Below are 26,265 nucleotides of genomic sequence, written 5' to 3' on the forward strand. Positions count from 1 at the left end.
TAAGGCTAACCCTTTAAATACCGATAAAGAGTATTTCTGCTAATTCTCAGCAATTTTGCAGCAAGACTAATATTGCCGTTCGTTTTTTCTAAAGTTTTCTGAATGGCAATTTTAGATAACTGCTTTAGTGCACCAGCTTCAAACTCTTCCGAAATAGACCGACCCGCCAAATCGCCGAATTGATTTTGTGATGCACTCTCAATTTCTTTTGGATGAGTATGACTTTTATAAGATGGATTTGATTGCATCTTAAGAAATAAACTCTTTCCAAAATGGGTGTTGAATTTACTTACTTTCCCAGCACTCTTGATTGCGCTATCAAATACTTCGCTGAGGGTCACATCAAGGATTTGCTGAATTTTTACTACACCGATATCTAGCGCATTCATTTCTATTAATGAGAGCGCTGTGCGGTCGATGCCTGTAATTGTGCCATCTTCATCAATTCCAATTAGACCTTCACCCATAGATCCAAGACCTTCTGGACTATTGTGAATTTTAAGAATGAGGGCGTACCGGGACTCTTGAGTTAGAAATAATTGCTTTTCAAGAGAATGGACAGTGGCCTTTACTAGACCAATCGTATGGGGATGGTAGGCACTTTTATCAGTAGAGATATCTAAAACCCCGCTAATTTTTCCATCCGGAGAAAATATGGGCGCTGCCGTGCAGCTTAAAAAGCCATTGTTTTCAAGAAAATGCTCCGATCCATTTACCGAGACTGCATCTCGCTCCACCAAAGCAGTGCCGATTGCATTTGTGCCGCGATGGTTTTCTAGCCAGGAGGCACCTGTTTTAAGAAGGACCCTGTCAGCCTTGGAAACAAACTGTGCATCACCAACTGAGTGAACTATGACGCCTTGGTGATCGGAGAGCAGGATGACGCCTCCGCTTCCTGCCATCAGACCGTGTAAGTAGTTCATGGTCGGCTTGGCGATAGCAATTAATTCATGTCGATGTTCAATACGAGATTGAAGTATCTGTCCACTTAAGATGTTGTCGGGAACTTGTTTCTGAAATGCTTCAAGACCAGACTTTAGGCATCTTTGCCATGAGCGATAAACAGTAAGGCCTAGCTGACTCTCTAGATCAGTCTTGGGTGGCTCGCCATGAAGCAACCAGCTTTTCCTGATGTCCCTAAGATTGGAGGCCTTCATATTGATCTATAGAAATGAGTTGAGCTCTAAGACGAATAGGTTGTCACATAAATGAACAGTTCTATCTTTTTGAGACTAGGAAATACCCTCATTTTTCCTTTAATTTAACGCTTTCAAAAATTGCTGCACTGCATCTGATTGATTGAATCTTGCGCTTGGGTGAAAGTGGCTGTCATGGACATTCATTGATCTGGATGAATGATTTTTATGTTTCATAAGGGAGAACATTTTGATTTATGCACAACCAGGCGCCCAGGGCGCTAAAGTCCAATACAAAGCGCAATACGATAATTTCATTGGTGGTAAATGGGTTGCCCCGGTGAAGGGTCAATACTTCGATGTAGTTACTCCAATAAGCGGTAAGGTATACACAAAAGCAGCGCGCTCTGGTGCGGAAGATGTTGAATTGGCTTTGGATGCGGCGCACAAGGCAGCAGATGCATGGGGCAAGACTTCTCCAACGGATCGCTCAAATATATTGTTAAAGATTGCCGACCGTATTGAGGCAAATCTTGAATTGCTTGCTTATGCAGAAACTGTTGATAACGGCAAAGCAATTCGTGAAACACTAAATGCTGATATTCCGCTAACGGTTGACCATTTCCGCTATTTTGCGGGATGTATCCGTGCTCAAGAAGGCTCTCTATCGGAGATTGATGAAACATCTATTGCATATCACTATCACGAGCCATTGGGCGTAGTCGGCCAAATCATTCCATGGAATTTCCCAATTTTGATGGCAGCCTGGAAATTGGCGCCTGCTTTAGCTGCAGGAAACTGCGTAGTTTTAAAGCCAGCAGAGTCAACTCCGATTTCAATTTTGGTATTGGCTGAATTGATTGCTGATTTATTGCCGCCGGGGGTTTTAAATATCGTCAACGGATTTGGTCGTGAGGCTGGTATGCCTTTGGCTAGCAGTAAGCGCATTGCAAAAATTGCATTTACAGGCTCCACCTCTACGGGGCGTGTAATTGCCCAAGCTGCTGCAAACAACCTTATTCCAGCAACTCTTGAGTTGGGCGGTAAGTCGCCAAACATTTTCTTTGCTGATGTGATGGACAAAGATGATGGATTCTTAGATAAGGCGATTGAAGGCTTGGTTCTGTTTGCATTTAATCAGGGTGAAGTATGTACTTGCCCTTCAAGGGCGCTGATTCAGGAAAGTATCTATGACAAGTTTATGGAGAAAGTTCTAAAACGTGTTTCTGCAATTAAACATGTCAATCCGTTGGATACCGACAGCATGATGGGTGCTCAAGCATCAAAAGAGCAGCTTACTAAAATATTGTCTTACTTGGATCTCGGTAAGCAGGAGGGTGCTGAACTCTTAATTGGAGGCTCTCAGGCGAATCTAGGTGGTGATCTTGAGGGCGGCTACTATGTTCAGCCAACCTTGTTTAAAGGCCACAACAAAATGCGCATCTTCCAAGAGGAGATTTTTGGCCCTGTTTTAGCGGTTACCACCTTTAAGGATGAGGCAGAGGCTTTGGCAATTGCAAACGACACGCTTTATGGCCTGGGTGCCGGGGTTTGGTCTCGCAATGGTAATGTGGCCTACCGCATGGGTCGTGCAATTAAGGCTGGGCGTGTATGGACCAATTGTTACCATGCTTACCCTGCTCATGCTGCATTTGGTGGTTATAAAGAATCTGGTATCGGTAGAGAAACCCATAAAGTGATGTTAGACCACTATCAGCAGACGAAAAATCTTTTAGTCAGCTATAGTGAATCAAAACTTGGATTCTTCTAAGTAGTAATAGGTTTGGTGTTTTTAAAAGGGCGGTTTGAACCGCCCTTTTGTCATACTTGTCATTGGAGAAATATTATGGTTGAGCGTGTAGTTGCTACTGATGATGCACTTTCTTTAATTGCCGAGTTAAAGGCTCAACACGGAGAAATTATGTTTCATCAATCAGGAGGATGCTGTGATAACAGTGCTGCCAACTGTTATCTACCTACCGATTTAACCATTGGGCCTTACGATGTGAAATTAGGCGAGGTTGGTGGAGTGCCTTTTTATATTGGCAAGCTGCAATACGAGTATTGGAAGCACACTCAGCTTATTTTGGATGTAATTGATGGGCAGGGAGGCACCTTCTCTCTTGAAGGCTCTACTGGAAAGGCGTTTCATACGCGCTCAAGATTATTTACCGATGAAGAGTGGGCTTCAATTGAGCAAAAAGTGCTGGAGGATCTTGCTTAAATTAAGCTTTGATTTGCGGACTAAATGCCATCACTTGAGAGGGGTGTCTGATCTACAATTATCGGACTATGACAGTTAATCTACCTCTCCCCCAAAAAGCCGAACTCAAGCCTGTTAAAGGTTTTCAGATGGGCATCGCTGAAGCCGGAATTAAGAAGGCAAATCGTAAAGATCTTCTGGTGATGACCTTGGTGCCTGGATCCCAGGTTGCGGGTGTTTTTACCCTGAATCGTTTTTGCGCTGCTCCTGTGCAAGTTTGTCGCGAGCATTTGGCTCAAGAGGGTCGTAACGGTGAAATAAGGGCCTTGGTAGTCAATACCGGCAATGCTAACGCTGGAACAGGTGAGTCAGGCATGAAGCATGCCTTAGAAACCTGCGCTGCTTTGGCAAAAGATTTGAAGATTAATCCTGAGCAAATTTTGCCTTTTTCAACGGGCGTGATTCTTGAGCCGCTACCGATTGAAAAAATTATCACCGCCTTGCCAAACGCGGTAGCCAATTTGGGTGAGGACAACTGGCTTGATGCGGCTGAAGCCATCATGACCACCGATACTCAACCTAAGGCCACATCAGTCACTGTGGAGACGCCTGCTGGCGTAGTGACCATTACAGGCATCTGTAAGGGTGCGGGAATGATTCATCCTAATATGGCGACGATGCTTGGGTTTATTGCGACTGATGCAGGATTTGCTCCAGGTCTACTGGGCAACCTGACACGTGAAGTTGCAGACCTTTCTTTTAATGCCATCACGATTGATGGCGATACATCGACGAATGACTCATTCATCATTATGGCTACTGGTCAGTCAGTAGTTCAGATTCAATCTGCGAATGATCCTAGCTACACAATCTTGAAAGATGCGTTAATTTCATTAGCTCGCAAGCTGGCGCAAATGATCGTGCGTGATGGCGAGGGCGCTACTAAATTCATGACTATTGAAGTGGTTGGCGGAAAAACTCCTGAAGAGTGCCGCTTGGTTGCTAAAGCAGTTTCCCATTCACCTTTGGTGAAAACCGCTTTCTTTGCAAGTGATCCCAATTTAGGGCGCATCCTTGCAGCAATTGGTTACGCAGGTATTTCTGATTTAGATGTTAACCGTGTGCAAATGTGGCTTGGCGATGTTTGGGTTGCGAAAGATGGTGGACGCAATCCTACTTATCAAGAGGCAGATGGTCAGAGGGTAATGCAGGCTCCAGAAATTACTGTGAAGATTGATTTGGGTCGTGGCACAGCTACACAAACTATGTGGACATGTGATTTATCTCATGACTACGTATCTATTAATGCAGACTACCGCTCATAAAAGACAGCCTGAAATATGAATGAAAAATTAGATCGTCTTTTAGACCACCTCGATACTTTTTTACCTAAGCCTTTAACTGATGAGCAGTGGAAATCCTCAACTGCATTTAGATGGCGTCGTCGCGATAGTATTTTTGGCAGCATTGGATTCTTGCAGCCTGTAAAGCATGTATCCGACATCACCTTCGAAGACTTGCAAAATATTGATCGTCAACGCGATTCCATTCGTGACAATACAAAAAACTTTATTCAGAAGAAGCCAGCCAATAATATTTTGTTGACTGGTGCGAGAGGGACCGGAAAGTCTTCTCTCATTAAGGCAAGCTTGCATGAGTTTGCTAGCCAGGGTCTACGCCTCGTTGAGGTTGAAAAAGAGCATTTGGCAGATTTGGCTGACATTACTGAGCTCTTAGCAGAGCGTCCAGAGCGCTTCATTATTTTTTGTGATGACCTTTCTTTTGAGGATGGGGAATCCGGCTACAAAGCCATGAAATCAGCCTTAGACGGCTCCGTTTCTGCCCAGGTCGACAATATTTTGATTTATGCCACCTCTAACCGCCGTCATTTATTGCCGGAATATATGAAGGATAACGAGAGTTATGTTCATAACGATGATGGTGAAATTCATCCTGGAGAAGTTGTAGAAGAAAAGATTTCTTTGTCTGAGCGCTTTGGCCTTTGGTTATCTTTCTATCCACCTAAACAAGATGAGTATTTAGCGATCGTGGCTCATTGGTTGCAGCATTTTGGCTTGAGTTCCAAGGAGATTGAAGTGGCTCGTCCTGAGGCCTTGGTTTGGGCTTTGGAGCGTGGATCACGTTCAGGGCGTGTTGCTTGGCAATTTGCCAAACACTGGGCCGGCTCAAAATCCTAAGTGAATTATTTTCATGACTGAAATCCAGCGTCCCATTACTGTTGTTGCAGCGGGAATATTGATCGATGAAGAAGGCCGTTATCTTTTGGGACAAAGACCAGAGGGGAAACCTTACGCAGGTTACTGGGAGGTTCCTGGCGGTAAAGTTGAAAAAGGCGAGACCGTTTTTCAGGCGCTACAACGAGAGTTACAAGAAGAGCTTGGTATTGATATACATGCAAGTGAAGAGCTAACGGTTCTCGAGCATGATTATCCTCATGCCTATGTTCGCCTATATGTCAGCATCATTCGGAGTTGGTCTGGTATACCTAAGGGGTGTGAAGGACAGGCACTATCTTGGGAGTCAATTGCTGCAGAATCGCCTAGTGTTGAGCCGTTACTGCCGGCCGCTTGGCCAATGCTGGAGTGCCTTAGAAGGGCTTTGGCTTAAAGCTGACAGAGGGTTAGCTTGAATGGCACATCTGCATTAACCAGTTGTGCTTTTTTATCGCTTTCCGACTTTAAGAAGCGTACTGAGAGCAAATATTTATTCGCGCTGATCTCAGAAAATAAAGTGTCATCTTCAACGGCAATACGCATTAATTGATATACCTTGCCAGAAGGAGCTTGTTGAAATGATCCATTATGTGCAACCACATCTTTAGCCTCGCCCGATTGACGAAGTAATCGCAAAAATAATTGACATGCTTCTTGCCAAGGCAAGAGTGGACCAATATATTTTTCAAGCAATTCGCGACGCTCAGAAGTGGGACTATTTTTCCAAGCATGATAGCTAGGTAAATCAATTGGACTTGTGCCGCCTGGAATATTTAGGCGAGTACGAATTGCATTTAACCATTCACTCTCGGTAATAGCGGAGTTAGGTCTGCCAGCAGATTGGTTGATGCTAGCAGCAACAGCATCAATTTCAGAAAGAGTTTGTGTAAGCGCTTCTTGATCTACTTTTTGTGATGACTTCAATCCATTGAGCGCATACTTTTGGCGCTCAAATTCTTTGAGTAGCAATGACTTGATATCACCGCGAGCGCCAATATCCCCAAGATCAAACAAGATAGAAATAGCGTTGTGGTGTAACTCAGGGTCATCCGAGCGAATAAAGTGATTAAAGCGGGCGAACAAATACTCCAGCCGAAGCATGCTTCGAACTAATTCATTGAAGGGGTATTCGTAGACAATCACAAGCCCATATTCTATGACGAACTCGAGCGATCTTTCTGAATCTGTAAGATTTTTTGGTGCAAGCTCACGACTTCTGCTTTAAGTTGATCAAGGGATCCCTGGTTTTCAATCACCATATCGGCCAAAGCAAGTCGCTCAGCTCTGCTTGTTTGGGCTTTAATGATTGCCTCAACCTCGTTACGGGGTAATTTGCTGCGGTGCATCACCCGTTCAATTTGGGTCTCTTCTGGGCAATCCACTACCACTAAATAATCCAGCAGGGGCCTCCAATTGCCAGACTCAATTAACAACGGGACTACAAAAACAAGGTAAGGAGCCTTTTCCTCTAGCAATTGCTGGGCTTGTTTAATCGTTTCATGCCGAATCAAGGGGTGGGTAATGTTCTCCAGGCATTTCCTGGCCTTAGGGTCCGCAAAAACTAAGCTGCGCATTTTGCTTCTATCTAGCGCTCCGCTGGGATCAATAAATTCCGCACCAAACTGCTTTTGAATTAAAGGAATGGCCGCACCACCTGGGGCGGTAATCTGGTGGGCAATCAGATCGGTGTCAACTATACCCGCTCCCAACTTGGCCAACTCATCGCTAACTGCCGTTTTACCCGAGCCAATACCGCCTGTTAGGCCAACAAGGGGCAATTGCCCTTTTAATGCGCCTAGGCTAGCTTGCTCAGCAGGAGTGTTTGTATAGTCTGTGGCCATAACAACTCAATGATGCCAGCAATAGCAAGAAAGGGGCCAAATGGAAAAGCAGCCCGATGATTTTGCTTATTCCACACTAGCCAAATAACGCCACCAATCAGTCCAGTCAGAGATGCTGTGAGAAGAATGCCGGGTAATGGCTGCCAGCCAAGCCAGGCTCCCAAGGCTGCTAAGAGTTTTGCATCTCCCATGCCTATGCCATTCTGTTTCTTGAGTGCGCGATAGAGTGAATTTAATAACCAGAGACCTGAATAGCCAAGAATGGCGCCAATGATTGAATCTTGAAAAGAGGCAAAACCTTGGTTTGAAAGGCTATTGAATAATAGGCCCGTGAAGATGAGCGGCAGGGTGATGATGTCGGGCAGCCTGAAGGTGCGCAAATCAAAGTATGCCAAATACATTAAGACCAATATTAGGAATATTTGAATCCACTCTGAAAAAACAAGATTGGCCATTAAACAATTTGTCCTAGGTTAAAGATGGGGAGATACAAGATTATGACTAGGCTTCCAATGATGAGTCCAACAACAATAATCAATAAAGGCTCCAAACTATGACTGAGGGTATTTAGGCGATTGCTTAATTGGTTGCTCAATACAGTTGCGCGCCTCAGTAGCATATCAGCGAGCGCACCACTTTCCGAGGCAATTCTTAAGAGTTGCAGTGTCTCAAGGTCAAATAGTGAATGTCGAGGATCGGCTTTTACTATTGCATCCCCAAGCGACCAGCCGCGGGTCAAGTGCTTAAATATTTCAGCGCTGAAATCATGGCTAAGCCAATGGTTTGATGATTGGGCGGTAACTCTGAGGGCATCAGGCAGTGGTAATCCAGATTTCAGCAGATGGCCTAATGTGCGACACCAATAAGTCAGTGTAGCTAGTCTGAGGAGCTGTCCAATTAAGGGTATGCAGAAGCTGAGTCGATCGCATTGCTTTTGTAGTTTAGGAAGCTTGATCCATGCAAAACTAAAGAGACTGACTAGGCTGATTAGAGTTATCACCATCTCAATATAAAACGCCTCAAACCAGGCGGATAGATCAATCAATGCCTTCGTTGGGGCTGGCAGCTCTGCTTGAAAATGAGCAAATACATCCTTAAAGACCGGCACAACCCAAATCATCATCACAATTACCAGTAGGCAGGAGCTTGTCAGGGTGATCATGGGATAGCTCATCGCCTGTTGAATTTTTCGTCGCAATTCTATTTGAGCCTCAAGTTGTGCGCAGATTGTTTTAAGAGCTAGATTAAAGTCGCCTGTACGTTCACTAACCCGAATCAAATTAATAAACTCCATAGAAAATAGATTTTGTTGGCTGCGTAGGCATTGAGAAAAGCTCTCTCCCTTTTTTAGTTGCGCATAGATGCCACTAATCCAGGGTAACCAGGACTTGGGTGCGGTGGAGTATATGAGTGCAATTGCATTGAGAAGTGGTAAGCCGGACTCGAGGAGTGTTAGGAGTTGGTCGGCAAAATGCAATTGATCTTGCTTGCTCAGTGCCATGCACCTACTTCTGATTCTAGGTCCGCTTGGGTAATTAATCCGGCTTGTACATGAGCTAATCCAGCTGCTCGCATAGTAGTAAATGAATGGGATGGATCAAAGAGTTTGGATTGACTAAGTACTTCATGAACCCCAATACGTCCAAAGTAGCCGCTATCACCGCAGCTTAAGCATTGAGCTTTTTCGTTCGAATGATGATTGAGGCATTGATGGCAAGTCATTCTGACTAAGCGCTGTGAACTGACAATCAATAGACAAGACTCCAGAGACTCTTGATCAATTCCCAGATGCTGAAGTCTTGGTACAGCCCCGCGTGCATTACGGGTATGTAGGGTACTCAGAATGAGGTGTCCTGTTTGTGCTGCCTGAATCGCTAAGTTCGCTGTGGCAGCATCGCGTATTTCACCAATCATGATGACATCAGGATCTTGTCTTAGTAGGGCGCGGATGATGGTTGGAAAGTCTAGCCCTGCCCGTGGATGATAGGCAACTTGATTAACTCCTGCCAGACGAATTTCAATCGGATCCTCTACGGAGCAAAGATTACGATGAGATTGGTTGAGATACCTTAGACAGCTATATAGAGTGCGAGTCTTGCCGCTGCCAGTGGGTCCTGTCACGATGATTAATCCATTGGGCTGGGCAAGTGCATGCTGGACTTCGCACAATTGATCCGGAAGAAAGCCAATTTCCTCAAGATCAAGATCTTCAGTACAGCTTGGCAGTATTCGAATGACGCCTTTTTCTCCATGAAGGGTTGGCAGAATTGAGACGCGACAATCTCTATCGGGCTTGGAGAAATTGTGCCCAATACAAAGACGCCCATCTTGTGGAAGTCGTTTCTCTGCAAGATCTAAGCGAGCCAGAACTTTGACGCGTGCAATCAGACGTTCATGTAATTCAATGGGGTAGTGCGAGTGAACTCTTAATAAACCATCTACACGAAATCGAATGATGGTGGCTTGGGCTCCAGCCTCAATATGAATATCACTCGCTCTAGCATCTAGGGCATGAGCGGCAATTTCATACCAAGTGCGAATGATTAGTGAGTCATCTTGAGCAATGCTCAATCTTGCTCTTGGTCTTGCAATGGGCGATAGAGTTTTACTGTTTTTACGCCATGTTCATCAAATTGAATAATTTCCATGACTATGCCTGCAATACGAATGCTGACATCGTGATCTGGAATTGCCTCTAGCTTTTCAAGAATGAGGCCATTTAATGTGCGCGGTCCATCCAAAGGAAGGTTGAGATTAAGTAGGCGATTAAGGTCTCTTAGTGAGGCGCCACCACTTGCTAGATAGGTCCCATCATCAAGCCAATGAGGATCGGTTGAAAGATTGGAGAAAGAGGTGGTGAACTCACCAATCAGCTCCTCAACAATATCCTCAAACGTGACTAGACCCAGCACTTCGCCATATTCATTTACAACCAAGCTTAAGCGCTGTTGATTGTCTTGGAAAAACTGCATTTGCTGCAAGACTGGTGTGCCGCTCGGAATAAAGTAGGGCTCATTTAGCAGGACTCTAAAATCCTCATGCTTTAAGTCTGTATCACCCAACAATGACAAGGCCTTTTTGACCGAGAGGATGCCCACAATTCGCTCAGAGTCTTGGTCACATACTGGCAATTTATTGTGATAGCAGGTTTCTAATTGTTGAACCACTTCATCAATGGGTCTTGATAGGTCTAAAACTTCAATCTTGGATCTAGGTGTCATCACATCATCAACGGTGATGTTTTCTAGATTAAACAAGTTGAGCAAAATATTGCGATGATGGTTGGAAACAAAGCGGTTTGATTCCAACACTAGACTGCGTAATTCTTCTTTGCTCATGGCTCTGCTATCAGAGGACGATTGCAGGCCAGAGACTTTCATCAGGCCCGACACAAAGCTATTAATAAACCAGAGCAAAGGCTTCAGTAAAAATGTCAGCGGCAAAATAACCCAGCCAACATTGGATGCAATTTTTTCCGGAAATGCCGCCCCAATAACTTTGGGGGTAATTTCACTAAAAATAATAATCAGCAATGCAACCACTAAGGTTGCTATGGAGAGTACGAGACCACTGTCACCAAAAATATGCAGGGCAATACCTGTTACCAGGATAGGTAAAACGGTATTAATAAGATTGTTAGAGATCAGCAGAACGGATAGCAGTGAATCAATACGTTTTAGGAGTCTTTCAGCCAGCGCTGCTCCTGCATTACCGCTATTGGCCATTGCACGGAGACGATGACGATTGGAGGACAGCATGCTGGTCTCTGCCATCGAGAAGAAGCCAGAGAGTGCGAGTAAAAATAGGACTAGAGCAACTTGACCGTAAAACGGCCAATCGTCAAAAAAAGTGTCCATGTGGTCTGCCTAAAAAAGTAAGGATGAGTCAATATAGCAAAGTGATATGTAGCAAGCTATAGCCACAGTGTAAAGAGTGGTCAGCCAACCTGTTTAATTATGTGAGAATGAATCCCTATGACAGCCTCTCCAACGCCATTCACCACGAATAGTCCAAGTTACTGTGTGATTGCAGCGCCTTTTGGTCGCCTGGGAATTTTGACGGAACTGGTGGAGGGAAGTTTAATGTTGTCAAAAATTGACTACTTACCAGCAGAAGAGGTTTTGATAGCACCAAAAAATGCACTAGCAAAAGAGGTGGCACGCCAGTGCAAGGCGTACTTTAAAGACCCTACCTGGCAATTTGACTTGCCTACAAAACCTGTGGGTACTGAACATCAGAAAAAGGTATGGACCAGCATTCAAGATATACCGGCCGGCACAACAAAAACTTATGGTGAGGTAGCCAAGAAAATTAAGAGTGGTCCACGGGCAGTGGGCACCGCATGTGGTGCAAATCCTTACCCCTTAATTGCACCTTGCCATAGAGTAGTTTCTGCGCAAGGAATTGGGGGGTTTATGAAAGAGGATTCCCCAGGTTTGTATCGCCAAATTAAGCTCTGGCTTTTAAAGCACGAGGGTGCTTTGTAAGTTTTATTTAATTAAGGCTCTACTGTTGAGGTAGAAAAAAGCCTTCATTAGGACATCACTTTTAACGGCAATCTTGGTAAAGCCATAAAACTTCATCACAGCGCTTTTGGAAAGCTTGACTTCATCCTTGCTATTAAATTCTGCGCGCTGAGCAATTTTTGTAAGCGTCATCACTGCTAACCCGAAAGCCAAAAAGCAAAAGCGCCTCATGCCTAGCTCTTCTTTAGGAATCAGCAGAATATATTGCAAAGACTCTTGTAGTTTTTGATAGGCAATCTTTAAAAGCTCCGCCTGACTCACATTCATTGGCTTCCATGAAACTCCGCGCGCCTTATCCTCTGGCGAGTCTTTAAGGATGTTGGTCATTTGTAGTGCTTGACCAAATGCGATAGCAAGATTCTCATGCCCTACGAGCGCTCTTTCAAAAGCCCGGGAATGATTGCTGAATATGGTGGTAAGAAGCTCACCAACTACGCCAGCAACGACATAGCAATACTTTTCGAACTCTGCGAGGTCTTGAAGGCCCGCTTGATTCTGTTTGCTATGAAAGAAGGACATCCCTTCCGACATAATGGAAACGCAGCGACTAACTGCCTGCTGGTCATTGCTGGAGCAGGTGTGCAGTATTCGTAAAACTGTTGGTGTATTCGCAATCAAATCAATTTCATCTGGATTGCTGTAATTTTTTAATGCATCAAGACAGGGTTCAACAAAACTTTCAACTGGCGTCTTTTCAAGAACGGCATCTAAAAAAAGCGCCGAGAGTGACTGCTTGGTCTGGGCGCTTAATTCTGCTGCATCTTCAATAGTGTCAACAATGCGGCAAAGCAAATAGGTGTTGCCAACCACTTTTTCGATGCTTGGTGGCAGGAGCGGTATGGTGAGGGCAAATGTACGCGATACAGAGCTTAGGATGGCTTTTTGGTAGGCCAGATCAGCAGAGGGGTTGGGTGTTGGGGTTTGCTTAGGCGCTCTCACTCTTGAATTATGTCAGACCAGCGCCTTTCGTGGAGCACTCCAAATGGGCGCTTTTTGCTAACTGCTAAAAGTGACATGGACATATAATTTCATCACATTTCAGAAGGAGCATGTAGGCGTGCTAATTTGGTTCGTCATTATTTACTGGGTTGTCTCGGTAGGGATTGGTTTGTGGGCTGCCCTGCGAGTCAAAAATACTGCTGACTTTGCTGCGGCTGGTCATAGCCTTCCTCTGCCGATCGTTACTGCAACGGTATTTGCTACCTGGTTTGGATCTGAAACTGTTTTAGGAATTCCCGCTACTTTTCTCAAAGAGGGTTTAGGGGGTGTAGTTTCTGATCCATTTGGATCATCCCTTTGTTTGATTTTGGTCGGCCTCTTTTTTGCACGGCATCTCTATAACCGTCGCATGCTCACCATTGGTGATTTCTTTCGCGAAAAGTATGGGCGCACTGTAGAGGTTTTAGTAACTCTCTGTATCGTGGTTTCTTACTTGGGTTGGGTGGCTGCACAAATTAAAGCTTTGGGTCTCGTATTTAATGTTGTGTCTGAGGGCAGTATTTCTCAGACAGGCGGCATGTTGATTGGTGCGGGTAGCGTGCTGATTTACACCTTGTTTGGAGGTATGTGGTCAGTTGCCATTACCGACTTTATTCAAATGATCATCATTGTGATTGGCATGCTTTATATCGGCGGTGAAATGACCTCTCAGACTGGTGGCATTGGCGTAGTCATTGAACATGCGGCCGCAGCTGGTCAATTTAGTAACTTCTGGCCGGATATGAATTTGGCATCCATCTTGGGTTTTGTCGCCGCTTTGTGCACCATGATGTTGGGCTCTATTCCACAGCAAGACGTCTTCCAGCGGATTACCTCATCTAAGAATGTCAATATTGCTGTTCAAGCTGCTTTGCTGGGCGGCGTGTTGTATTTCATTTTTGCTTTTGTGCCAATGTACTTGGCTTACTCAGCAATCTTGATTAGTCCGGATTTGGTGAAGCAATATTTAAATACCGATCCACAAATGATTTTGCCGAAACTGATTCTGAATCATGCGCCATTAATTGCACAGGTAATGTTCTTTGGGGCGCTTTTATCGGCGATTAAGAGTTGTGCGAGTGCCACCTTATTGGCTCCATCAGTCACATTTGCCGAAAACATTGTGCGAGGCTTTTTTAAGCATTTGTCAGACCAGGATTTGCTAAAAGTCATGCGAATTACCGTGCTCTGTTTCGCGGTGGTGGTCACATTTTTTGCGATTAACTCAAACCTTTCAATCTTCAAAATGGTTGAGAACGCCTACAAGGTGACCTTGGTGGCTGCTTTTGTTCCCCTGGCGCTTGGTGTGTATTGGTCAAGAGCCAATTCTTTAGGTGGCTTGTTGGCGGTGGTTGGGGGTCTTACGGTCTGGATCAGCTGCGAAACTTTGGCGCCTGATGCCATCATGCCCCCTCAATTGGCTGGCTTGGTGGCGAGTATTGCAGGCATGCTTTTAGGTAGCCTAGTGCCTAGAGATCAATTAAAGGTCATTTAAGTTAAAGGTTGCTTAAAAATTAGGCAACCTTAATTGCTGCAGCGCAAAAACCCAATTAAAATAGACCCAATTCAAAATTTTTAGTTCTTATGGAGTTCCTATGAAAATCTGTGTGATCGGTGGGGGTGGCGCTATTGGCGGTTACCTGGCTGTCATGTTGGCGCGAGCAGGCAACGATGTCACTGTTGTTGCTCGTGGCGCAACTTTAGCGGCGATTAAAGAGCGTGGTCTTGCTCTGATTATGGATGACCAACCAGAGCCTTTGGTTGCCCAAGTAAAAGCTGTGGAAAAAATTCGTGATGCTGAAACTCCAGATGTAGTCATTCTGGCAGTGAAGGCGCATCAAGTGGAGCCGATCATTGATGACTTAGCTGCGATCATGGGTCCAGAAACCATTTTGATTCCAATGCAAAACGGAATTCCTTGGTGGTATTTCCAGAAGCTTGGTGGCGACTATCAAGATCACTCTGTGGAAACAGTGGATGCTGGTGGTGTTGCTAAGAATGCAATTAATCCAAACAACATTATTGGTTGCGTAGTGTATCCAGCAACCTTTACTCAAGCACCTGGCGTGATTCGTCACGTGGAAGGTAACCGCTTCCCATTGGGCGAGCTGGATGGCAAGACTACAGAGCGCATTCAGAAGATGTCCGAGATGATGGGCGCGGCTGGATTTAAGTCACCTATCTTGGACGACATTCGTTCAGAGATCTGGCTCAAGCTTTGGGGCAATATGACTTTCAACCCAATTAGCTCTCTAACTCACGGTACCTTGGAAGGTATCTGCCAATACCCATTGACCAAAGAGTTGGCGCGTAACATGATGGCCGAAGCTCAGACTATTGCTGAGAAGTTGGGCGTTACTTTCCGGGTTGATATTGAGCGTCGTATTGCGGGCGCTGAAAAAGTTGGTAAACACAAAACCTCTATGTTGCAAGACTTAGAAGCTGGTCGTAGCTTGGAGATTGATGCTTTGTTAGGTTCAGTGATTGAGCTTGGCAAGATCACGCAAACTCCGACCCCTTGCTTGAATACCGTTTTTGCTTTGACGAAGTATCTGGATGAAAACGTCCAAGCTTCTAAGGGCAGCTTAGCCTTGCCTTCAGTATCAGGCTACTAAAAAGTAAAGTTACTGCAAATAAAAAACCCTTGCTACTCAACATAGCAAGGGTTTTTGCTTTTCTGGACTCTAAATTACTCGAAGCGATTATCGAGTTGTCCTACGCCATCAATGATGATGCTGACATTGCTTCCCGGCTTCATTGAGCCGACGCCTACGGAAGTACCACAAGCAATGATGTCTCCTGCTTCGAGTGGCACATCTTGCGAGATCAGGCTGACTAATTTTGCAGGCGAGAAAATCATATCTGCAATTGGGTAGTTTTGACGCTCTTGATCATTGAGGATCGTCTTGATGCTTAGTTTGCTTGGATCAACATCGGTGGTGATGTAGGGGCCAAATACACCAAAGGTATTAAAGCTCTTTGCACGCGTCCACTGTGCATAACCGGGATCGCGATTCAGAATTTCAATAGCTGTTACATCGTTAATGCAGGTGTAACCAAAAATTGCCTTTGCAGCCTCTGCTTCATCTACCTCATGGCAGCGCTTGCCGATCACAATGCCAAGTTCGCCCTCATAAACTACTTTTCCTGTGTAGGATTTGGGCGTGCGAATCACTTGGTTTGCTGCCAAGAAAGAGTTATTCCCTTTGAGAAAGTACAAAGGCTCAGCTGGTACCGCATGTTCAAGTTTGGTGACTAAGGCATGAAAGTTATCGACCATGGCCACCATTTTTGAAGGGGTGCATGGGATGTCGATGGTGACATCAGATAATTTGATGGTTTCACCGGTCGCCTTGGGTCCGTTGAATAAATTACCTTCGTACACGGCGATTTGGTCGCCCTGTACCTGTCCTAAACCACTTTTTCCTTGATGCTGAAATCTAAGCCACTGAGCCATAATAAGTTCCTATGAAGTTAAATATTTGATATGCAATATCTTACAGGGATGAATTGATGTCTAAGACTTCTGAGCTTGAATTTGCACCAGAACAGGATCAGCCGGTTCGCTATATGGAGCGCACCCGAAGTTATTACTTAGGCTTGGGCTACGAACATCCTTATGTTTGGGCTCACTTTCTTGATGTGCCCTTTACTCCCCTCAAAAAGCCTCTAGCTCAATCAGTATTAGGCCTTATTACTACAGCCGTTCCCTATGACTCAGATAAGGGTCCTCAGGGTCAGGGTGCTCCTTACAACTCATCAGCTAAGTTTTATCAGCCGTATAAGCAATCCATCGAAGGGAAAGTTGATTTACGGATTGCTCATGTCGGCATTGATCGCAAGAATGCCAATATGGAAGACGGTAATTGTTGGTTTCCGCTGGAAGCTGCTAAGAGAGCGGCCGCAACGAGGGAGGTGGGTGCGCTTTCACCTAATTTTTATGGCTTGCCCACTAATCGCAGTCAGCGCCATACATTAGAAATAGATGCCCCACGTATTTTGGAAATGCTTCAAGCAGATGGTGTGGATGTAGCGGTATTGATTCCGAATTGCCCGATCTGTCATCAGAGTCAAAGTTTATTGGCGGGATATTTGGAGGCTGCAGGAATTTCAACTGTGGTGATGGGTGCTGCAAAAGACATTGTTGAGTATTGCGGCGTACCGCGATTGTTGTTTAGTGATTTTCCTTTGGGTAATGCTGCAGCAAAGCCGAGTGACGTTGCTTCGCAGGATCTCAATTTTCAATTAGCTTTGCGTCTTCTGGAGTCTGCTCCTGCACCACGCACAACCGTTCAGTCACCATTGAGATGGTCTGATGATCCTTCTTGGAAAATGGATTACTCCAATCTAGATAGACTGTCTTCGCAGGAAATTACACGATTGCGTGAAGAGGCTGAGCAGACGCGAATTACAGCACGCGAGCTGAGAGTTAAGACCTTAGGAGCTTAGGTTTGTCTTGTAAGTGAATATGCGCAGAGTGCTTCTAGCGCTTGACTGGCTGGGTTTGCAGGGAAGTCTTTGAGATAAGACAGAGCTAGATCTGCTTCACGTTTAGCCGCTGCTTGCGTGTAATCTAGTGCACCAGAGTTTTGTACGGCAGCCAGAATTTGTGCAAAAACATCATCTGGTAAATCTTGGTTTTGCTCAATTGCTGCACGCACTAAAAGTCGTTCTTCGTTAGTGCCGTTTTCTAATAAGTAAATGAGTGGCAAAGTTGGTTTGCCTTCACGCAAATCATCACCAGCATTTTTTCCCATTTGTGCAGCATTGGCTGTGTAATCGAGAAGATCATCCATTAGCTGAAAAGCTGTGCCGATGTGACGGCCAAATGCAGCAGCTTGTTCGCGTTGTGCATCAGTAGCGTTGGCAAGAATAGCGCCTAACTCGGTAGAGGCTTCGAATAATTTAGCTGTTTTATAGCGAATGACTTGTAGGTAGCTAGCTTCATCAACTTCCGGATCATTCATGTTTAGGAGTTGCAAAACTTCGCCCTCAGCAATCGTATTGGTTGCATCCGACAAAATTTGCATCACCCTTAAGTCATTTGGGCCCACCATCATTTGGAAAGCTCTGGAATACAAGAAATCGCCGACTAAAACGCTGGCAGCATTGCCAAAAGCAGCATTCGCAGTTTCGCGACCTCTTCTGAGGGTGGATTCGTCGACTACGTCATCATGAAGGAGGGTGGCTGTATGAATGAACTCAACTACAGCGGACATCTCCAAAATATGGGGGGTTTCTTTGCCGTTAGCTAGGGATTTGGCCACCAACATCAAAAGGGCGGGCCTTACCCGTTTGCCGCCTGCCTGGATGATATAGGTCGAAATTTGGTCAATTAAGGCCACTTTTGAGGCCAAGCGCTGACGAATAACCTCATCTAAGGCCTTGAAATCTAAGGCAATTGGGGCCAGGATTTGGCTTAAGTCATTGGTTTTGACAGTGCTAGGCATGCAAGATATAATAATGGGCTTAGCTGGTCCAGGGTGGATTAGCTTAAATGTAGATATTAATTGAGGTTTCAAACCATGTACGCGGTCATAAAAACCGGTGGCAAACAGTATAAAGTTGCTGCAGGCGAAAAATTGAAAATAGAACAGATACCAGCGGAAATCGGCAGCGAAATCACTCTTGACCAAGTCCTCGCTGTTGGCGAAGGCGCTTCACTGAAATTAGGTGATCCATTGGTTAATGGTGCAGCTGTGATGGCCACTGTCGTCTCCCAGGGACGTCACGATAAAGTGACAATCTTTAAGATGCGCCGTCGCAAGCATTATCAAAAGCACCAAGGCCATCGTCAGAATTTCACTGAAATTTTGATCAACACGATTAAAGCCTAATTCAGGTAGGAGAAAGATATGGCACAGAAAAAAGGCGGCGGCTCAACACGAAATGGTCGCGACTCAGAATCGAAACGCTTAGGCGTTAAGGTATTTGGCGGCGAGCATATCAATGCTGGCAGCATCATCATTCGTCAACGTGGCACACGTGTTCATCCAGGTGCAAACGTTGGTATCGGTAAAGATCACACTTTGTTTGCCTTAATTGACGGACAAGTGGAATTCGGCGTTAAGGGTGCTTTGAAGAAGGCCCAAGTTTCAGTTCTGCCTCGTTCATAAGGCGCCTGACTGAGACTCGTTTGATTCAGATTTATTCCGAATTTAACTCTTAGGAACAGGCCTCGCTAAGCGAGGCCTTTTTTATTCATGAAATTTATAGACGAAGCACGTATTGAAGTAATTGCCGGGCAAGGTGGTGCCGGAAGTGCATCTATGCGCCGTGAAAAGTTCATTGAATTTGGCGGTCCTGATGGCGGTGACGGCGGCAAAGGCGGTAGCGTCTGGGCAACGGCTGATCGCAATATCAATACTTTGATCGATTACCGCTACGCAAAAACGCATACTGCAAAAAATGGTGAGCCTGGTCGTGGCGCGGATTGTTATGGCCGCGCTGGCGATGACATTGAGCTGCGCATGCCTGTTGGCACCATTATTTCTGACTACGAAACTGGCGAGCCTATCGCGGACTTAACCACACATGGCGAACGTCTTTGCTTGGCGCAGGGCGGTGTTGGTGGATGGGGCAATATTCACTTCAAGAGCAGTACAAATAGAGCGCCGCGCCAAAAGACGAATGGCAAAGAAGGCGAGCGCCGGAAGCTTAAGCTGGAATTAAAAGTATTAGCTGACGTTGGTTTGTTGGGCATGCCTAATGCGGGTAAATCAACATTGATTACTGCCGTTTCGAATGCGCGTCCAAAGATTGCGGATTATCCATTTACAACCCTTCATCCAAATTTGGGTGTTGTGCGTGTGGGTGCTGAGCGAAGTTTTGTGATTGCCGATATTCCTGGTTTGATTGAAGGTGCGGCCGAAGGCGCTGGTTTAGGGCATCGTTTCTTGCGTCACTTGCAACGTACTGGTGTGCTGCTTCACTTGGTCGATATCGCTCCTTTTGATGCGAATGTTGATCCGGTAGCTGATGCCGTGGCGATTGTGAATGAGTTGCGTAAGTATGATGAAGCCTTAGTTGAGAAACCACGTTGGCTAGTGCTTAACAAGGTCGACATGATCCCTGAAGAGGATCGCAAAAAGGTTGTTGCTGACTTTGTGAAAAAGTTTAAGTGGAAAGGCCCTGTATTTGAGATTTCTGCTCTGACTGGCATGGGCTGCGACAAGCTTTGCTACTCTTTGCAAGATTATTTAGATTCTGTGCGTCGTGACCGTGATGATGCTGATGAGCGTTCTCAAGATCCTCGCTATCAAGACCAGCTAGAAGATAAAAAACCAGATTAAATATTCCATTTGCTCATTGCTATGAATGCTAAGAAAACTCAACGGATTGTTGTCAAAGTAGGTTCTAGTCTTGTCACCAATAATGGTGAAGGTTTAGATCATGCTGCGATTGCTATGTGGGCCGAGCAAATGGCAGGCCTATTAAAGGCTGGTCATGAAGTATTGATGGTGAGCTCAGGTGCAATTGCTGAGGGTATGCAACGTTTGGGATGGACCAAGCGCCCACAAGAAATCCATCAGCTGCAGGCAGCAGCTGCAGTTGGCCAGATGGGTTTGGTGCAGGTTTATGAGAGTTGTTTTGCGCGATTCAATTTGCGTAGCGCTCAGATCTTGCTGACGAATGCAGATTTGGCTGATGCGGAACGAAATGCCAATGCTAGAGCCACTCTGGATACTCTCTTGAAATTGGGTGTCGTTCCAATTATTAATGAGAATGACACCGTGGTCACCGATGAAATTAAGTTTGGTGACAATGACAGTCTTGCTGCATTAGTAACCAATTTAATTCATGCAGATCTCTTGGTTATTTTGACTGATCAAGGTGGCTTGTTTACTGCAGACCCACGTCAAAATCCTAATGCCACATTGTTAGCAGATGCTATTGCTGGCGATCCTGCCTTAGAACAGATGGCTGGTGGTGCAGCAAGCGAACTAAGCAAGGGTGGAATGCTCACGAAGGTATTAGCCGCCAAGATTGCTGTGAAGACTGGTGCAGTAACAGTCATTGCTTCTGGGCGCGAACCCAATGTCCTTACTCGTCTAATGGCGGGCGAGAAGATTGGCACTCGTCTGAGCGCCAAGTAATCCATCAGAACTTTCTTTTACTGAATTCCGTATGAATTAGTTGGCTTTTGTCCGCCAATAAAGCCATTTGGATTCAGAGAATCTAAGATGGTTTTGATGTTTTTCTCTTGAGAATTGAAGTTACAAAAAGCACCTTGAGCTAAGGAGGCTTGATAGCGGTTTGGGACATTGTTTTGAATGTTGCGCCAAGTTGATAGAGGATTCTCTCTCCATGCTCCGTTTTCAAGTGTGCCATATAGACGCCATTGAAATGAATCGCAACGAATACCTTCATATTGCGTTTGTTCATTGCCGCTAGGGCTTTTCATGACAACTATATAGCGAGTTACTCCATCTGCTCCAATGAGTATTGAGTCTGTATCCACGGCAAACTTGAAGATCGTGTGTTGTGATACGTAAAAAGGCAATAGAGTGGCTTGATTGGGTGGGTTTAAGGGCATAGTTGTTGTGCCCTCTTTAAAGACCATCGGCGCAAACGGATCTAGGCCACTCTGAAGCGGGTCACCAGCACAACCTTCTAAACAGACTGCTAAGACGAAGCAGTTTAGGTAAATGGCAAGTCTGGGGAATGTTTTTTTCATTTTGGTTTGTCTGATTTTTCTGAAGATTTGGATTGATCTTCGTGTCCAGCATAAAAAGACTGGATCATGTCCAGTGGGGTGCCCCATGCCAGTTGCTGCATTCGCATGCCCCTGGAAAGATAACGTGCTAGTTCCGATAAAGCCAATTGATAGACTTCGCGTTTGAATCCAATAACCGCATCTAATTGAATCCAAAATGGAACCCAGCGCCAAGCATCAAACTCGGGATGCTCTGAAGCGCGCAGTTGAATATCGCTATCTAAACCTACTAGACGCAAGAGAAACCAGATTTGTTTTTGTCCGCGATAGGCGGCACGGTGGACCCGGGTGGAGTTTTGGCGGCGCAAGTATTCCTCAGGGACGTCGTAGCGAAGCCAATCCCTGGTGCGTCCAATAATTTGGACATGCTCCGGCAGTAAGCCAACCTCCTCATGCAATTCGCGGTACATAGCCTGTTCAGGGCTTTCACCATGCTGAATCCCACCCTGTGGGAATTGCCACGAATGCTGCCCAACGCGTTTTCCCCAGAAAACCTCGTTACGGCTGTTGAGGAGGACAATGCCGACATTCGGGCGATACCCTTCACGGTCAAGCATGATCGTGCCTCAAATCCTTTAAAATCAACGATTTGATTATATCCATACATGAAAGCCTCACAATCATTTCTCGCCACGCTAAAAGAAGCCCCCTCCGACGCTGAGGTGGTTTCGCACAAACTCATGGTGCGCGCAGGATTAATCCGCAAGCTCAGCGCAGGCATCTACAACTATCTACCGCTGGGTTTGAAGGTGATTCGCAAGGTTGAAAACATCATTCGCGAAGAAATGAACCGTGCTGGCGCTATTGAATTGCTGATGCCGATGATTCAGCCCGCTGAATTGTGGCAAGAGACTGGTCGCTGGGAAAAGATGGGTCCAGAGTTGCTCCGCATCAAAGATCGTCATGATCGCGATTTCTTGATTCAGCCAACTTCTGAAGAAGTGATTACGGATTTGGCTCGCAATGAGATTAAGAGTTACAAGCAATTGCCAGTCAACTTTTATCAAATCCAAACGAAGTTCCGCGATGAGCGTCGTCCTCGTTTTGGCATCATGCGTGGTCGTGAGTTCAGCATGAAAGATGCTTACTCATTCGATCGCGATGTTGAGGGTCTCAAGAAGTCTTATCAAATCATGTTTGATGCATACACCCGCATCTTCAAGCGTATGGGTCTCCAGTTCCGTGCGGTAACTGCTGACAATGGCGCCATTGGTGGCTCTGGCAGTCAAGAGTTTCATGTGATTGCCGATACTGGTGAAGATGCGATTGTGTATTGCCCTAACTCTGATTACGCGGCTAATTTGGAAGCAGCGGAATCATTGGCTTTGATAGCCAATCGTGCTGCAGCTTCAGCGGCAATGAGCAAAGTTCCAACGCCTGATAAAACCAATTGCGCTGATGTGGCTAAGTTCTTAAATGTTCCGCTTGAGTCCACCGTGAAGTCCTTGCTGTTTGCTGCTGATCAAGAGAATGGTCCAGCCAAACTCTTTATGTTGTTGGTGCGTGGTGACCATGAGCTCAATGAAGTAAAGGCTGGCAAGATTCCTGGTATGGCCGAATCTCGTTTTGCTACAGAAGCCGAAATTAAGCAAGCTTGTAATGCACCTGCGGGCTACTTGGGTCCTGTTGGCGTGAGTGCTGACGTGACTGTTGTTGCTGATCGTACTGTTGCTAATATGGCGGATTTTGTTTGCGGTGCGAATGACGCTGGCCATCACCTAACCGGCGTGAACTGGGGTCGTGACTTACCTGAGCCTTTGGTTTTGGATATTCGTAATGCCGTTATTGGTGATCCTTCTCCAGATGGTAAAGGTGTTGTTGATATTTGCCGCGGTATTGAAGTGGGCCACGTATTCCAATTGGGCACGCGTTATTCAGAGGCGATGGGTTGTACTTACTTAGATCAACAGGGCAAAGCTCAGCCAATGGTGATGGGTTGTTACGGTATCGGTGTAACCCGCCTACTTGGTGCAGCAATTGAACAAGGGCATGATGAGAAGGGCATTATTTGGCCAATCTCGATGGCTCCATTTGAAGTGGTGATCTGCCCAATGGGTTACGAAAAGTCAGAAGCAGTAAAAGCTGCGTGCGATCAATTGCATGATGAGCTATTGGCTGCAGGCGTCGATGTGATTTTGGATGATCGTAACGAGCGTCCAGGCGCGATGTTTGCTGACTGGGAGTTAATCGGAGCGCCGTTCCGTGTAGTCATTGGCGATCGTGGTTTAGCGGATTCTCAAGTGGAATTCAAAGGCCGCACTGATGCTGAATCCCAAAACATCCCGCTAGCTGAAATTAAGGCGAAAGTAATTGCTGCTGTACAAGCTGCTAAGCAATCAATCGCTTAGGTCGTCTCTTAATTAGCTTTTAGATTTAGTTATTTCTTAAAGAGTCCGCCAATACCCTTGGCGGCTCCTTTTGCAGCCATGCTTGCCATGGTGCGCGCCATTTTGCCACCCTTGAATTGCTTCATCATGGTTTGCATTTGCTCGAACTGTGCGAGCAGGCGATTGACTTCTTGAACTTCTACGCCAGAGCCCGCAGCAATACGACGCTTGCGACTGGCTTTCAGTAATTCAGGTTTTCTGCGCTCTTGAGGCGTCATGCTGTCAATAATTCCACGCATGCGTGTGGTTTGTTTATCAGCATTACTTAAATTAGTTTTGGAAGCCGCTTGCGCCATTTGACTTGGCAACTTATCCATCAGGCTAGCCATGCCACCCATCTTTTGCATTTGCATGAGTTGATCGCGGAAATCCTCAAGATCAAATCCACCTTTAGAAATCTTGCTGGCTAATTTTTCGGCTTTAGCAACATCGACATGCTGCTGTGCTTGTTCAACTAAGGCAAGGATATCTCCCATGCCCAGAATACGGTTTGCCATGCGCTCAGCATCAAACGCCTCAAGGCCATCCATCTTTTCGGCAACGCCGATAAATTTGAGTGGTACACCGGTTACTTGGCGAACTGAAAGGGCCGCACCACCACGGGAGTCGCCGTCTAACTTCGTGAGAATCACACCGGTCAATGGCAGAGCCTCGTGGAAAGCTTTGGCGGTATTGACGGCATCTTGGCCGAGCATCGCATCAACTACGAATAAGGTTTCAATTGGATTAAGGCTGGCATGCAAGGTTTTGATTTCTTGCATGAGCGCTTCATCAATACCAAGGCGACCTGCGGTATCGACTAAGACGACATCAAAGTAGTGACGGCGTGCCCAGTCAAGAGCGGCTAGCGCAATGTCATTTGGTTTTTGACTAACATCGCTTGGGAAAAATTCAGCACCAACTTGTTTGGTAACAGTTTCTAATTGCTCAATAGCGGCTGGGCGATAGACGTCGCATGAAACGGTGAGAACTTTCTTTTTCTTTTTCTCTTGCAACCATTTTGCTAGTTTGCCAACAGAGGTCGTTTTACCTGCACCCTGTAAACCAGCCATCAAGATTACTGCAGGTGGCTGAGTTGCTAAATTGAGTTCACCACTTTGATTGGTGTCGCCCATCATCACTTGGGCTAGCTCACGTTGAACTACGCCAACAAGAGCTTGTCCTGGACTGAGGCTTCCAACCACTTCCTCGCCAAGGGCTTTAAATTTAATTTGCTCAAGCAAAGACTTCACTACTGGAAGCGCTACGTCAGCCTCTAATAGGGCTAAACGGATTTCCCGCAGCATTTCTGCGGTATTGGCTTCAGTAAGGCGGGCTTGGCCCCGCATTGTTTTAACAACGCGAGATAGGCGGTCGGTGAGGTTTTCTAGCATTTATCGATTAGACTTTCCAGATGGATATTTTAGGTTACTCAAGTTACGGATGGCTTCCTTCCGCACTTTATTTAGTGCTTTTGCTGGTTTTAAGCTTCAAAGCCAAGAGCGGCGTGGAGTCTAGGTTCTCAACGGCCATGGTGCAGGCCGCTATTTTTGTAATTTTGGTGATTCATGGGGTGCAGCTTCACGACTCTGTCTTCACTCCGGAAGGCTTTGTATTCGGTTTTGCGCAAGATTTATCCTTAATTGCATGGGTTGGCCTAGCCTTTTATTGGTTTCAATCTTGGTTTTTGCCCATCTCCAGTCTGCGTTGGATGGCTTTAATGTTTGCGCTGATTTGTGCATTCCTTCCCAATTTATTTCCTGGAGTTTTAATTTCGCCTAAGGCAGTTTCAGACCCTTGGTTCAAGGGTCACTTTGTTGTGGCGACGGTTGCAGTGGGCTTGTTGAGTTTGGCAGCTATGCACGCCATGCTCATGAGCGTGCAAGATCGTGCCCTGCATCGTCAGTTAGCCATTATTCCCAATGGAAGACTAGCTCATTGGTTGGAGGACCTTCCGCCCTTAATGACCATGGAGAGTCTGCTGTTCAACTTGCTCTACGTTGGTTTTGCACTTCTAAGTTTGACGGTCTTCTCCGGTTTGCTCTTTTCTCAAACTCTGTTTGGTAAGCCGTTGGTGTTTGATCACAAAACAATATTTGCTTTGGTCTCATGGGTCTTGTTTGCAGGATTACTTTTGGCTCGCTGGCGAGTAGGTTTGCGCGGTAGGGCTGCAATTCGTTGGGTATTAAGTGCTTACACGGCTTTACTGCTTGCTTATGTAGGCAGTCGCTTTGTGCTTGAAGTCATTTTGCAGAGAGTGTAATT

The 26,265-nt window shown here is 45.7% G+C and carries 27 protein-coding genes and 1 pseudogene; 15 read left to right on the plus strand and 13 right to left on the minus strand.

What is annotated here, in order from left to right:
* Nucleotides 1-5: 5 nt before the first annotated feature.
* Entirely contained in the window at nt 6-1,157 is a 1,152-nt protein-coding gene (locus ICN10_RS05535; protein ID WP_216213465.1) for a sigma-54-dependent Fis family transcriptional regulator, read from the minus strand.
* A gap of 229 nt (nt 1,158-1,386) precedes the next feature.
* Here ICN10_RS05535 and ICN10_RS05540 point away from each other — a divergent pair, with 229 nt between their 5' ends.
* The 5 genes from ICN10_RS05540 to ICN10_RS05560 all read left to right on the plus strand — a co-directional run bounded on the left by ICN10_RS05540 (nt 1,387) and on the right by ICN10_RS05560 (nt 5,967).
* Nucleotides 1,387-2,907 (plus strand): aldehyde dehydrogenase family protein, encoded by a 1,521-nt coding sequence (locus tag ICN10_RS05540; RefSeq protein WP_216213469.1) that lies wholly within the window; start codon nt 1,387-1,389, stop codon nt 2,905-2,907.
* A gap of 75 nt (nt 2,908-2,982) precedes the next feature.
* Nucleotides 2,983-3,360, plus strand: a complete 378-nt coding sequence (locus ICN10_RS05545) for a DUF779 domain-containing protein (RefSeq protein ID WP_216213472.1) — start codon at nt 2,983-2,985, stop codon at nt 3,358-3,360.
* Nucleotides 3,361-3,428: 68 nt separating this feature from the next.
* A complete protein-coding gene (argJ, locus tag ICN10_RS05550) occupies nt 3,429-4,664 on the plus strand; it encodes a bifunctional glutamate N-acetyltransferase/amino-acid acetyltransferase ArgJ (protein ID WP_216213476.1) in 1,236 nt (411 codons plus the stop codon).
* A gap of 15 nt (nt 4,665-4,679) precedes the next feature.
* A complete protein-coding gene (locus tag ICN10_RS05555) occupies nt 4,680-5,537 on the plus strand; it encodes an ATP-binding protein (protein ID WP_216213479.1) in 858 nt (285 codons plus the stop codon).
* A gap of 13 nt (nt 5,538-5,550) precedes the next feature.
* Nucleotides 5,551-5,967 (plus strand): NUDIX domain-containing protein, encoded by a 417-nt coding sequence (locus tag ICN10_RS05560; protein WP_216213482.1) that lies wholly within the window; start codon nt 5,551-5,553, stop codon nt 5,965-5,967.
* Here ICN10_RS05560 and zapD read toward each other — a convergent pair.
* The 6 genes from zapD to ICN10_RS05590 are packed head-to-tail and all read right to left on the minus strand — an operon-like array spanning nt 5,964 to nt 11,271.
* Entirely contained in the window at nt 5,964-6,716 is a 753-nt protein-coding gene (gene zapD / locus ICN10_RS05565) for a cell division protein ZapD (protein WP_216213484.1), read from the minus strand. The two genes, ICN10_RS05560 and zapD, sit on opposite strands and share 4 nt — an antisense overlap.
* Before the next feature lie 11 nt (nt 6,717-6,727).
* Entirely contained in the window at nt 6,728-7,414 is a 687-nt protein-coding gene (coaE, locus tag ICN10_RS05570; RefSeq protein ID WP_370626196.1) for a dephospho-CoA kinase, read from the minus strand.
* Nucleotides 7,369-7,869 carry an A24 family peptidase gene (locus ICN10_RS05575; protein WP_216213486.1) on the minus strand — a complete coding sequence of 167 codons (501 nt, stop codon included), beginning with the start codon at nt 7,867-7,869 and terminating at the stop codon, nt 7,369-7,371. The genes coaE and ICN10_RS05575 overlap by 46 nt, the downstream gene beginning before the upstream one ends.
* Nucleotides 7,869-8,915 carry a type II secretion system F family protein gene (locus tag ICN10_RS05580; RefSeq protein ID WP_216213488.1) on the minus strand — a complete coding sequence of 349 codons (1,047 nt, stop codon included), beginning with the start codon at nt 8,913-8,915 and terminating at the stop codon, nt 7,869-7,871. Before ICN10_RS05580 ends, ICN10_RS05575 begins: the two co-directional genes overlap by 1 nt.
* On the minus strand, nt 8,906-9,985 hold the full coding sequence (locus ICN10_RS05585) for a GspE/PulE family protein (RefSeq protein WP_216213490.1): 1,080 nt from the start codon (nt 9,983-9,985) through the stop codon (nt 8,906-8,908). The genes ICN10_RS05580 and ICN10_RS05585 overlap by 10 nt, the downstream gene beginning before the upstream one ends.
* A complete protein-coding gene (locus ICN10_RS05590; protein ID WP_216213491.1) occupies nt 9,982-11,271 on the minus strand; it encodes an HlyC/CorC family transporter in 1,290 nt (429 codons plus the stop codon). Before ICN10_RS05590 ends, ICN10_RS05585 begins: the two co-directional genes overlap by 4 nt.
* Before the next feature lie 117 nt (nt 11,272-11,388).
* Between ICN10_RS05590 and ICN10_RS05595 the strand changes: the two genes are divergently transcribed.
* The gene (locus ICN10_RS05595; RefSeq protein ID WP_216213493.1) at nt 11,389-11,901 is read left to right on the plus strand and encodes a methylated-DNA--[protein]-cysteine S-methyltransferase; all 513 of its coding nucleotides are present in this window, start codon (nt 11,389-11,391) and stop codon (nt 11,899-11,901) included.
* Nucleotides 11,902-11,904: 3 nt separating this feature from the next.
* On the opposite strand, the gene ICN10_RS05600 is transcribed toward ICN10_RS05595, so the two are convergent.
* A complete protein-coding gene (locus ICN10_RS05600; protein ID WP_216213495.1) occupies nt 11,905-12,879 on the minus strand; it encodes a squalene/phytoene synthase family protein in 975 nt (324 codons plus the stop codon).
* Between the two features lie 118 nt (nt 12,880-12,997).
* Here ICN10_RS05600 and ICN10_RS05605 point away from each other — a divergent pair, with 118 nt between their 5' ends.
* Both ICN10_RS05605 and ICN10_RS05610 read left to right on the plus strand, forming a co-directional pair.
* A complete protein-coding gene (locus tag ICN10_RS05605; protein WP_216213498.1) occupies nt 12,998-14,413 on the plus strand; it encodes a sodium:solute symporter family protein in 1,416 nt (471 codons plus the stop codon).
* A gap of 100 nt (nt 14,414-14,513) precedes the next feature.
* Nucleotides 14,514-15,533 carry a 2-dehydropantoate 2-reductase gene (locus tag ICN10_RS05610; RefSeq protein WP_216213501.1) on the plus strand — a complete coding sequence of 340 codons (1,020 nt, stop codon included), beginning with the start codon at nt 14,514-14,516 and terminating at the stop codon, nt 15,531-15,533.
* A 74-nt stretch (nt 15,534-15,607) separates the two neighbouring features.
* On the opposite strand, the gene ICN10_RS05615 is transcribed toward ICN10_RS05610, so the two are convergent.
* Nucleotides 15,608-16,375 (minus strand): fumarylacetoacetate hydrolase family protein, encoded by a 768-nt coding sequence (locus tag ICN10_RS05615; protein WP_216213504.1) that lies wholly within the window; start codon nt 16,373-16,375, stop codon nt 15,608-15,610.
* Between the two features lie 56 nt (nt 16,376-16,431).
* Between ICN10_RS05615 and ICN10_RS05620 the strand changes: the two genes are divergently transcribed.
* A complete protein-coding gene (locus ICN10_RS05620) occupies nt 16,432-17,367 on the plus strand; it encodes a hypothetical protein (RefSeq protein WP_216213507.1) in 936 nt (311 codons plus the stop codon).
* On the opposite strand, the gene ICN10_RS05625 is transcribed toward ICN10_RS05620, so the two are convergent.
* On the minus strand, nt 17,364-18,368 hold the full coding sequence (locus ICN10_RS05625; protein ID WP_216213509.1) for a polyprenyl synthetase family protein: 1,005 nt from the start codon (nt 18,366-18,368) through the stop codon (nt 17,364-17,366). The two genes, ICN10_RS05620 and ICN10_RS05625, sit on opposite strands and share 4 nt — an antisense overlap.
* A 75-nt stretch (nt 18,369-18,443) precedes the next feature.
* Here ICN10_RS05625 and rplU point away from each other — a divergent pair, with 75 nt between their 5' ends.
* The 4 genes and pseudogenes from rplU to proB form a co-directional block, all read left to right on the plus strand.
* A complete protein-coding gene (gene rplU / locus ICN10_RS05630) occupies nt 18,444-18,755 on the plus strand; it encodes a 50S ribosomal protein L21 (protein ID WP_011902040.1) in 312 nt (103 codons plus the stop codon).
* Nucleotides 18,756-18,773: 18 nt separating this feature from the next.
* Nucleotides 18,774-19,034, plus strand: a complete 261-nt coding sequence (gene rpmA, locus ICN10_RS05635; protein WP_011902041.1) for a 50S ribosomal protein L27 — start codon at nt 18,774-18,776, stop codon at nt 19,032-19,034.
* An 87-nt stretch (nt 19,035-19,121) separates the two neighbouring features.
* Nucleotides 19,122-20,210 (plus strand): GTPase ObgE, encoded by a 1,089-nt coding sequence (gene obgE / locus ICN10_RS05640; protein ID WP_216213511.1) that lies wholly within the window; start codon nt 19,122-19,124, stop codon nt 20,208-20,210.
* A 21-nt stretch (nt 20,211-20,231) separates the two neighbouring features.
* Nucleotides 20,232-21,011 (plus strand): annotated as a pseudogene (proB, locus tag ICN10_RS05645) (glutamate 5-kinase); the annotation flags it as partial.
* 20 nt (nt 21,012-21,031) lie between these two features.
* Here proB and ICN10_RS05650 read toward each other — a convergent pair.
* Nucleotides 21,032-21,595, minus strand: a complete 564-nt coding sequence (locus tag ICN10_RS05650; RefSeq protein WP_216213518.1) for a CNP1-like family protein — start codon at nt 21,593-21,595, stop codon at nt 21,032-21,034.
* Nucleotides 21,592-22,191, minus strand: coding sequence for an RNA pyrophosphohydrolase (locus ICN10_RS05655; RefSeq protein ID WP_215348297.1), 600 nt, complete (start codon nt 22,189-22,191; stop codon nt 21,592-21,594). The genes ICN10_RS05650 and ICN10_RS05655 overlap by 4 nt, the downstream gene beginning before the upstream one ends.
* 48 nt (nt 22,192-22,239) lie before the next feature.
* Here ICN10_RS05655 and ICN10_RS05660 point away from each other — a divergent pair, with 48 nt between their 5' ends.
* Nucleotides 22,240-23,982 (plus strand): proline--tRNA ligase, encoded by a 1,743-nt coding sequence (locus ICN10_RS05660; protein WP_216213521.1) that lies wholly within the window; start codon nt 22,240-22,242, stop codon nt 23,980-23,982.
* A gap of 29 nt (nt 23,983-24,011) precedes the next feature.
* Here ICN10_RS05660 and ffh read toward each other — a convergent pair whose 3' ends face one another.
* Complete coding sequence (gene ffh, locus ICN10_RS05665) at nt 24,012-25,394, minus strand: signal recognition particle protein (RefSeq protein ID WP_216213524.1); 1,383 nt, start codon at nt 25,392-25,394, stop codon at nt 24,012-24,014.
* A 20-nt stretch (nt 25,395-25,414) separates the two neighbouring features.
* On the opposite strand from ffh, the gene ICN10_RS05670 reads away from it, so the two are divergent.
* Nucleotides 25,415-26,263, plus strand: coding sequence for an inner membrane protein YpjD (locus tag ICN10_RS05670; protein ID WP_216213525.1), 849 nt, complete (start codon nt 25,415-25,417; stop codon nt 26,261-26,263).
* Nucleotides 26,264-26,265 lie beyond the last annotated feature (2 nt).

It is taken from the genome of Polynucleobacter sp. 86C-FISCH (assembly GCF_018882415.1).
GTDB lineage: Bacteria > Pseudomonadota > Gammaproteobacteria > Burkholderiales > Burkholderiaceae > Polynucleobacter.